Source organism: Chromobacterium amazonense (assembly GCF_001855565.1).
GTDB classification, from domain to species: domain Bacteria; phylum Pseudomonadota; class Gammaproteobacteria; order Burkholderiales; family Chromobacteriaceae; genus Chromobacterium; species Chromobacterium amazonense.
Genome location: NZ_MKCR01000030.1, coordinates 21,556 through 29,557 on the forward strand (window position 1 = coordinate 21,556; position 8,002 = coordinate 29,557).

Annotated in this window: 4 protein-coding genes, 2 tRNA genes and 3 rRNA genes; all 9 read left to right on the forward strand. The window is 57.1% G+C overall.

Annotation, left to right across the window (positions count from 1 at the left end; all coding sequences use genetic code 11):
• Positions 1–228: 228 nt before the first annotated feature.
• Positions 229–1,766 (forward strand): 16S ribosomal RNA (locus tag BI343_RS13775).
• A gap of 181 nt (positions 1,767–1,947) precedes the next feature.
• Positions 1,948–2,024, forward strand: a tRNA-Ile gene (locus BI343_RS13780).
• Positions 2,025–2,110: 86 nt separating this feature from the next.
• Positions 2,111–2,186, forward strand: a tRNA-Ala gene (locus tag BI343_RS13785).
• Positions 2,187–2,436: 250 nt separating this feature from the next.
• Positions 2,437–5,424: ribosomal RNA gene (locus BI343_RS13790) — 23S ribosomal RNA — on the forward strand.
• A 123-nt stretch (positions 5,425–5,547) separates the two neighbouring features.
• Positions 5,548–5,662 (forward strand): 5S ribosomal RNA (gene rrf / locus BI343_RS13795).
• The 16S, 23S and 5S rRNA genes sit together here with 2 tRNA genes alongside, the layout of an rRNA operon.
• A gap of 221 nt (positions 5,663–5,883) precedes the next feature.
• Complete coding sequence (rfaE2, locus tag BI343_RS13800) at positions 5,884–6,384, forward strand: D-glycero-beta-D-manno-heptose 1-phosphate adenylyltransferase (protein WP_071109711.1); 501 nt, start codon at positions 5,884–5,886, stop codon at positions 6,382–6,384.
• Positions 6,381–6,905 carry an HTH domain-containing protein gene (locus BI343_RS20445; protein ID WP_244886658.1) on the forward strand — a complete coding sequence of 175 codons (525 nt, stop codon included), beginning with the start codon at positions 6,381–6,383 and terminating at the stop codon, positions 6,903–6,905. The genes rfaE2 and BI343_RS20445 overlap by 4 nt, the downstream gene beginning before the upstream one ends.
• Positions 6,857–7,330: a biotin--[acetyl-CoA-carboxylase] ligase gene (locus BI343_RS20450; protein ID WP_339375043.1), complete on the forward strand. Its 474-nt coding sequence runs from the start codon at positions 6,857–6,859 to the stop codon at positions 7,328–7,330. The genes BI343_RS20445 and BI343_RS20450 overlap by 49 nt, the downstream gene beginning before the upstream one ends.
• 10 nt (positions 7,331–7,340) lie before the next feature.
• Positions 7,341–8,002, forward strand: a 662-nt coding sequence (locus tag BI343_RS13810) for a type III pantothenate kinase (protein ID WP_244886660.1), incomplete at its 3' end; no start/stop codon positions are given.

Here is an 8,002-nt window from a genome sequence, read left to right on the forward strand (position 1 = left end):
CGAGGGTGAGGGGGCAGGTATAGTTCGTCTCCTCAGCTGACGCAGCGAACGAAACAGGCCGAACGAAACAGGTTCCGGCGGCGGTCGCAGCGACCAGCACCGCTCTTTAATAGAACGAATAACCGATAGGTGTAAGTGCTTGGCGAAAGCCAAAAACTTGCACTGCAAGAGATAGGAAATACCAGTTATTTCTTTGAACTTGCGTGCCAGAAAATTTGCTATGAGATTGAACTGAAGAGTTTGATCCTGGCTCAGATTGAACGCTGGCGGCATGCTTTACACATGCAAGTCGAACGGCAGCACGGGAGCTTGCTCCTGGTGGCGAGTGGCGAACGGGTGAGTAATGCATCGGAATGTACCGTGTAATGGGGGATAGCTCGGCGAAAGCCGGATTAATACCGCATACGCCCTGAGGGGGAAAGCGGGGGACCGAAAGGCCTCGCGTTATACGAGCAGCCGATGTCTGATTAGCTAGTTGGTGAGGTAAGAGCTCACCAAGGCGACGATCAGTAGCGGGTCTGAGAGGATGATCCGCCACACTGGGACTGAGACACGGCCCAGACTCCTACGGGAGGCAGCAGTGGGGAATTTTGGACAATGGGCGCAAGCCTGATCCAGCCATGCCGCGTGTCTGAAGAAGGCCTTCGGGTTGTAAAGGACTTTTGTTCGGGAGGAAATCCCGCTGGTTAATACCTGGCGGGGATGACAGTACCGGAAGAATAAGCACCGGCTAACTACGTGCCAGCAGCCGCGGTAATACGTAGGGTGCAAGCGTTAATCGGAATTACTGGGCGTAAAGCGTGCGCAGGCGGTTGTGCAAGTCTGATGTGAAAGCCCCGGGCTCAACCTGGGAACGGCATTGGAGACTGCACGACTAGAGTGCGTCAGAGGGGGGTAGAATTCCGCGTGTAGCAGTGAAATGCGTAGAGATGCGGAGGAATACCGATGGCGAAGGCAGCCCCCTGGGATGACACTGACGCTCATGCACGAAAGCGTGGGGAGCAAACAGGATTAGATACCCTGGTAGTCCACGCCCTAAACGATGTCAACTAGCTGTTGGGGGTTTGAATCCTTGGTAGCGTAGCTAACGCGTGAAGTTGACCGCCTGGGGAGTACGGCCGCAAGGTTAAAACTCAAAGGAATTGACGGGGACCCGCACAAGCGGTGGATGATGTGGATTAATTCGATGCAACGCGAAAAACCTTACCTGCTCTTGACATGTACGGAACTTGCCAGAGATGGCTTGGTGCCCGAAAGGGAGCCGTAACACAGGTGCTGCATGGCTGTCGTCAGCTCGTGTCGTGAGATGTTGGGTTAAGTCCCGCAACGAGCGCAACCCTTGTCATTAGTTGCCATCATTAAGTTGGGCACTCTAATGAGACTGCCGGTGACAAACCGGAGGAAGGTGGGGGTGACGTCAAGTCCTCATGGCCCTTATGAGCAGGGCTTCACACGTCATACAATGGTCGGTACAGAGGGTCGCGAAGCCGCGAGGTGGAGCCAATCTCATAAAACCGATCGTAGTCCGGATCGCACTCTGCAACTCGAGTGCGTGAAGTCGGAATCGCTAGTAATCGCAGATCAGCATGCTGCGGTGAATACGTTCCCGGGTCTTGTACACACCGCCCGTCACACCATGGGAGTGAGTTTCACCAGAAGTGGGTAGGCTAACCGCAAGGAGGCCGCTTACCACGGTGGGATTCATGACTGGGGTGAAGTCGTAACAAGGTAGCCGTAGGGGAACCTGCGGCTGGATCACCTCCTTTCTAGAGAAGGCGATCGTCAAGTACTTACAGCCTATCGGTTATTCAAGTTAAGGGCATTTTCGATGAAAATCTGCGCAGCTCTGCGTTGAAAGCCTCCTCGTGTACTGGATGTACACGTCGTCAGCTTTCGCCTGGATCTGCTTGATTTTGATCGAAAAGGATGTGGTATGAAGCGACTACTGGGTTTGTAGCTCAGCTGGTTAGAGCACTGTGTTGATAACGCAGGGGTCGTAGGTTCGAGTCCTACCAGACCCACCAGTATTTTTTGGGTCAGGCAAGGCGCGAGGGAGCGACATGTGCTTATGCACATGAGCGACTGAGCAACGCAGCATCACCCAAAAAGAGGGGGATTAGCTCAGTTGGGAGAGCACCTGCTTTGCAAGCAGGGGGTCGTCGGTTCGATCCCGTCATCCTCCACCACACCGCAAACAAAATCGAATTGAGAAGTTTGATTCTGTTTGCGTTGTAAAACGCCCGATCTTTAACAAACTGAAGAAGCCGAATATATAAGACGGCGAAATGAAAGCGTAGAGTTAACTCTTTACGCGGACAAATCGTCATCTTGGGTATTTGATTGTATCTAAGGCTGCGTCGCCAACTCAAAAGGGGCGGTGCAGTCGTCGCACAAACACACTTGTTGTTTTAGTGATCTAGGTTACTGAAATGATAGGGTCAAGCGACTAAGTGCATCTGGTGGATGCCTTGGCGATCACAGGCGATGAAGGACGTGTAAGCCTGCGAAAAGCGCGGGGGAGCTGGCAATAGAGCTTTGATCCCGCGATATCCGAATGGGGAAACCCGGCCCTTAGGGGTCATCCCAGACTGAATACATAGGTCTGAGGAGGCGAACTCAGCGAACTGAAACATCTAAGTAGCTGAAGGAAAAGAAATCAACCGAGATTCCGTAAGTAGTGGCGAGCGAACGCGGAACAGCCTGTATGTGATAGAGATTGCGTTAGTGGAAGGTTATGGAAAGGACCGCCATAGTGGGTGATAGCCCCGTACACGAAAACGCATTCTTGGTACTAAGCATACGAGAAGTAGGGCGGGACACGCGAAATCCTGTCTGAAGATGGGGGGACCATCCTCCAAGGCTAAATACTCGTGATCGACCGATAGTGAACCAGTACCGTGAGGGAAAGGCGAAAAGAACCCCGGGAGGGGAGTGAAATAGAACCTGAAACCGGATGCATACAAACAGTGGGAGCGGACTTGTTCCGTGACTGCGTACCTTTTGTATAATGGGTCAGCGACTTACGTTCAGTAGCGAGCTTAACCGAATAGGGGAGGCGTAGGGAAACCGAGTCCGAATAGGGCGCTTTAGTTGCTGGGCGTAGACCCGAAACCGAGTGATCTATCCATGGCCAGGATGAAGGTGCGGTAACACGCACTGGAGGTCCGAACCCACTAGTGTTGCAAAACTAGGGGATGAGCTGTGGATAGGGGTGAAAGGCTAAACAAACTCGGAGATAGCTGGTTCTCCCCGAAAACTATTTAGGTAGTGCCTCATGTATCACTTCCGGGGGTAAAGCACTGTTATGGCTAGGGGGTCATTGCGATTTACCAAACCATGGCAAACTCTGAATACCGGAAAGTGCGAGCATGGGAGACAGACGGTGGGTGCTAACGTCCATCGTCAAGAGGGAAACAACCCAGACCGCCAGCTAAGGTCCCAAATGATCAGTTAAGTGGTAAACGAAGTGGGAAGGCCTAGACAGCCAGGATGTTGGCTTAGAAGCAGCCATCATTTAAAGAAAGCGTAATAGCTCACTGGTCGAGTCGTCCTGCGCGGAAGATGTAACGGGGCTCAAACTGATAACCGAAGCTGCGGATGCGTCGGCTTCACCTTAGCTTGTTGCAAGCTTGTCATCGCGAAGCGATGACAAAGCCCACCCCAATGGTCGCCAGGCCATGAGGGAAACAAGCAGGCTAAGGGAAGCCGATGCGTGGTAGGGGAGCGTTCTGTAGGTCTGTGAAGGTGTCTCGTAAGGGATGCTGGAGATATCAGAAGTGCGAATGCTGACATGAGTAGCGATAAAGCGGGTGAAAAGCCCGCTCGCCGAAAGCCCAAGGTTTCCTACGCAACGTTCATCGGCGTAGGGTGAGTCGGCCCCTAAGGCGAGGCTGAAAAGCGTAGTCGATGGGAAACGGGTTAAAATTCCCGTACTTTTGTGTAGTGCGATGTGGGGACGGAGAAGGTTAGGTCATCAGACTGTTGGAATAGTCTGTTTAAGCCGGTAGGCTGGGGTGGTAGGCAAATCCGCCGCCCCTTAAGGCCGAGACGTGATGACGAGGGTCTACGGACCTGAAGTGACTGATACCACGCTTCCAGGAAAAGCCACTAAGCTTCAGCTACACAAGAACCGTACCGCAAACCGACACAGGTGGGCAGGATGAGAATTCTAAGGCGCTTGAGAGAACTCAGGAGAAGGAACTCGGCAAATTGATACCGTAACTTCGGGAGAAGGTATGCCTCTTAGAGTGTAGGACTTCGCGTTCGAAGCTTTGAGAGGTCGCAGAGAATCGGTGGCTGCGACTGTTTAACAAAAACACAGCACTGTGCCAACACGAAAGTGGACGTATACGGTGTGACGCCTGCCCGGTGCCGGAAGGTTAAGTGATGGGGTGCAAGCTCTTGATCGAAGCCCCGGTAAACGGCGGCCGTAACTATAACGGTCCTAAGGTAGCGAAATTCCTTGTCGGGTAAGTTCCGACCCGCACGAATGGCGTAACGATGGCCACACTGTCTCCTCCTGAGACTCAGCGAAGTTGAAGTGTTTGTGAAGATGCAATCTCCCCGCTGCTAGACGGAAAGACCCCGTGAACCTTTACTGTAGCTTTGCATTGGACTTTGAAGTGGTTTGTGTAGGATAGGTGGGAGGCTAAGAAGCCAGGACGCTAGTTCTGGTGGAGCCGACCTTGAAATACCACCCTGACCCCTTTGAGGTTCTAACCTTGGTCCGTGATCCGGATTGGGGACAGTGCATGGTAGGCAGTTTGACTGGGGCGGTCTCCTCCCAAAGTGTAACGGAGGAGTTCGAAGGTTACCTAGGTACGGTCGGAAATCGTGCTGATAGTGCAATGGCAAAAGGTAGCTTAACTGCGAGACCGACAAGTCGAGCAGGTGCGAAAGCAGGACATAGTGATCCGGTGGTTCTGAATGGAAGGGCCATCGCTCAACGGATAAAAGGTACTCCGGGGATAACAGGCTGATACCGCCCAAGAGTTCACATCGACGGCGGTGTTTGGCACCTCGATGTCGGCTCATCACATCCTGGGGCTGTAGCCGGTCCCAAGGGTATGGCTGTTCGCCATTTAAAGTGGTACGTGAGCTGGGTTCAAAACGTCGTGAGACAGTTTGGTCCCTATCTGCAGTGGGCGTTGGAAGTTTGACGGGGGCTGCTCCTAGTACGAGAGGACCGGAGTGGACGCACCTCTGGTGTACCGGTTGTGACGCCAGTCGCATCGCCGGGTAGCTAAGTGCGGAAGAGATAACCGCTGAAAGCATCTAAGCGGGAAACTTGCCTGAAGATGAGACTTCCCTGGAGGCTTGACCTCCCTGAAGAGTCGTTCGAGACCAGGACGTTGATAGGTCGGGTGTGGAAGCGCTGTGAGGCGTGAAGCTAACCGATACTAATTGCTCGTGAGGCTTGATCCTATCATTTGAGTGGCTTAGCGAGGCTAAGTGACGAGAGTGGATGTGCGAAGAACATCAAATACCGAATATTCAGAATCAGAGAGCGACTCTGGTTCAGGCTTCTTGCAGTTTGTACAGTTTATGTCTGGTGGCCTTAGCGAGGTGGTCCCACGCCTTCCCATCCCGAACAGGATCGTGAAACGCCTTAGCGCCGATGATAGTGTGGCATTCGCCATGTGAAAGTAGGACACCGCCAGACGCCCGATACGACAAAGCCCAGCTCAACCGAGCTGGGCTTTGCGCTTTGCGTGCGCCGAATGCGCGACACCCGCCCCGACAGACTCTGCCGGGGCTTTGGCGTTTCTGGGTGTTGGGCGGGAGCGGCTACGGTGGTATGCTTCGCAACTTACCCGTTTGGCGGCCAGGCGATTGATGGGGCGGTAATCCGCCGCGCCGGCCGGCTTTTACGCAAGGACATGCATGACTTACCCGTTGCCGTCGTTTGAAGACAAGATTTGCCCGCCGGAGCAGTTGGCCGACAAGCTGGCGGCCCTGCCGCGCCCCTTGGTATTCACCAATGGCTGCTTCGACATTCTGCACCGCGGCCACGTGACTTATCTGGCGCAAGCGCGCGCGCTGGGCGCTAGCTTGGTGCTAGGCTTGAATACCGATGCTTCGGTGAAGCGCCTGGGCAAAGGCGACGACAGGCCGATCAACAACGAATATGATCGCGCGGCGGTGCTGGCGGCGCTGGAGAGCGTCAGCCTGGTGACTTGGTTCGATGCCGATACGCCGGCCGAGTTGATCGAGCAGGTCCAACCGGACGTGCTGGTCAAAGGCGGCGACTGGAGCGTGGACAAGATAGTCGGCAGCGCGCAGACGTTGGCGCGCGGCGGGCAGGTGCATTCCATCCCTTTTCTGTTCGATACTTCCACCACCAAGACGCTGAACAAGATTCGCGCCGCCGAGGACAAGGCGTGAGCGAGCATGCCTTCGCGGTGCTGCGCCACTTGTCGGACGGCCGTTTTCACTCCGGCGAAGACATCGCCCAGGCGCTGGGCTGTTCCCGCACGCTGGTCTGGCAGGCGGTGCACGCCATCGAGAGCGAACTGGGGCTGACGGTGTTCAGCGTGCGCGGCCAGGGTTACAAGCTGGCCCAGCCGTTCTCCTGGCTGGACGTGGCGGCGGTGCGCGCCGGTTTGGACGAGGCGGCGGCGGAGACGTTCACACTGGCGGTGGCGGAGCGGACCGACTCCACCAATAGCCAGTTGATGGCGCGCGCCGGCAATGGCGGCTTGCATGGTTTGGTGCTGGCGTGCGAATTGCAGACGGCTGGCCGGGGCCGCTTGGGGCGCCGCTGGCAGGCGCGTCTGGGAGCGGGATTGACGTTCTCGCTGCTGTGGCGGTTCAATCGCGGCATGCCGAGCTGGCAGGCTTGTCTCTGGCTGTGGGGGTGGCCTTGGCGCGCGCTTTGCGCAGCCTGGGCGCGCCGGTGCAGTTGAAATGGCCGAACGATGTGCTGCTGGATGGCCGCAAGCTGGCCGGGATTTTGATTGAGTTGTCCGGCGACGCGCTGGGGCCGGCCGCAGTCGTGGTGGGCATCGGCATCAATGTGGCCGATCCGGGCGAGGTGGATCAGCCGATTGCCACGCTGGAGCAAGCCGGCATCGCGCCTGAGCGCAATCGCGTGTTGGCGGCCTTGCTCAACGAGCTGGAGCGGGTGCTGACGGATTTTGGCCGCCATGGTTTCGCGCCGCTGCGCGAGGAGTGGTGGCGGCTGTCCGCCCATCAGGGCGCGGCGGTGAGGCTGGGCTTCTCGCATGGCGAGCCGGTGGACGGCATCGCCTGCGGCGTGGCGGACAACGGCGCCTTGCAGCTGAGACGGCGCAAGGCTTGCGGACTTTCCATATCGGCGAAGTCAGTTTAAGGGAACGCCGATGAAATTACTGATAGACGCCGGCAATAGCCGGGTCAAATGGGCGGTATACCAGGGCGCGGATTGCGTCGCCCAGGGCGCGGCCGAGCATCATGAGCTGGCTGGTCTGGCGGACGCCTGGCGCGATTTGCCGCTGGAAGGCGCCTGGATGTCGTCGGTGGCGCGCGGCGAAGTGGCCGACGGCCTGGCGGCGGCCGTGCCATGCGCGCTGCATCGCGTTCATTCGGAACGTCGTTTTGGCGAGGTCTGTAACCATTATCGCAACACCGCGGAGCAAGGCGCCGACCGCTGGCTGGCGGTATTGGCCGCCCGCGAGATCTGCCGCGGCGACATCGTCGCCTGCGCCGGCACCGCGCTGACGGTGGAGACGCTGACGGCCGAGGGCGACTACCTGGGCGGGCTGATCCTGCCAGGCCATGGCTTGATGCTGCATAGCCTGGCGCAAGGCACCGCCAATCTGAACCGGCAGGCCGGCGAAGTGGTGGCATTCCCGCAGGGCACGCCGGACGCGCTGGCCAGCGGCGCGATGGCGGCTTTGGTGGGCGCGATAGAAGGGCAGCGGCGCAAGCTGGCCGAGCGTACCGGCCGCGAGCCGGCAACGGTGATTCTGACGGCGGCGCGACGCGGCGCGCATCGCGCCGTGGCTCGCGGCGCCGTTGCAGA